Here is a 1,332-nt window from a genome sequence, read left to right as displayed (position 1 = left end):
GGCTCGAACCTGCGACCCTCTGATTAAAAGTCAGATGCTCTACCAACTGAGCTAACGGCTCATATGGAGGTTAACGGGATCGAACCGCTGACCCTCTGCTTGTAAGGCAGATGCTCTCCCAGCTGAGCTAAACTCCCTTTCGCTAAGCGACTACCATATCTAACAGGGGGCAACCCCCAACTACATCAGGCGTACTAGGGCTTAACTTCTGTGTTCGGCATGGGAACAGGTGTATCTCCTAGGCTATCATCACTTAACTCTGATTGATTATCCAATCAAAATTGAATACCTATTCATTGTAACAAGTTTCCGACTCGCTGTCAATATCTCTCAGTTACTTTGGATAAGTCCTCGAGCTATTAGTATTAGTCCGCTACATGTGTCACCACACTTCCACTCCTGACCTATCTACCTGATCATCTCTCAGGGATCTTACTTTCTTAAAGAAATGGGAAATCTCATCTTGAGGTGGGCTTCACACTTAGATGCTTTCAGCGTTTATCCCTTCCCTACATAGCTACCCAGCAATGCCCTTGGCAGAACAACTGGTACACCAGCGGTAAGTCCATCCCGGTCCTCTCGTACTAAGGACAGCTCCTCTCAAATTTCCTACGCCCGCGACGGATAGGGACCGAACTGTCTCACGACGTTCTGAACCCAGCTCGCGTGCCGCTTTAATGGGCGAACAGCCCAACCCTTGGGACCTACTTCAGCCCCAGGATGCGACGAGCCGACATCGAGGTGCCAAACCTCCCCGTCGATGTGGACTCTTGGGGGAGATCAGCCTGTTATCCCCGAGGTAGCTTTTATCCGTTGAGCGATGGCCCTCCCATGCGGAACCACCGGATCACTAAGCCCGACTTTCGTCCCTGCTCGAGTTGTAGCTCTCGCAGTCAAGCTCCCTTATGCCTTTACACTCTGCGAATGATTTCCAACCATTCTGAGGGAACCTTTGGGCGCCTCCGTTACTCTTTAGGAGGCGACCGCCCCAGTCAAACTGCCCGCCAGACACTGTCTCCCACCACGATCAGTGGTGCGGGTTAGAGTGGCCATAACGCAGGGGTAGTATCCCACCAACGCCTCCACCGAAGCTGGCGCTCCGGTTTCTAAGGCTCCTACCTATCCTGTACAAGTTGTACAAAAATTCAATATCAGGCTACAGTAAAGCTCCACGGGGTCTTTCCGTCCTGTCGCGGGTAACCTGCATCTTCACAGGTACTATAATTTCACCGAGTCTCTCGTTGAGACAGTGCCCAGATCATTACGCCTTTCGTGCGGGTCGGAACTTACCCGACAAGGAATTTCGCTACCTTAGGACCGTTATAGTTACGG

At 51.6% G+C, this 1,332-nt stretch carries 1 tRNA gene and 2 rRNA genes; all 3 read right to left on the bottom strand.

The features are described 5' to 3' along the window. Positions 1-64: 64 nt before the first annotated feature. A tRNA-Val gene (locus GXK57_RS26175) sits at positions 65-137 on the bottom strand. Positions 138-141: 4 nt separating this feature from the next. Beyond that, a 5S ribosomal RNA gene (rrf, locus tag GXK57_RS26170) occupies positions 142-257 on the bottom strand. A gap of 82 nt (positions 258-339) precedes the next feature. Next, positions 340-1,332: ribosomal RNA gene (locus GXK57_RS26165) — 23S ribosomal RNA — on the bottom strand; the annotation flags it as partial.

The sequence above is a fragment of the Clostridium sp. C8-1-8 genome (assembly GCF_009928445.1).
GTDB lineage: Bacteria > Bacillota > Clostridia > Clostridiales > Clostridiaceae > Clostridium_AR.
Note: the sequence above shows the minus strand (reverse complement) of the source record. Positions and strands in the feature narration are given on the sequence as shown.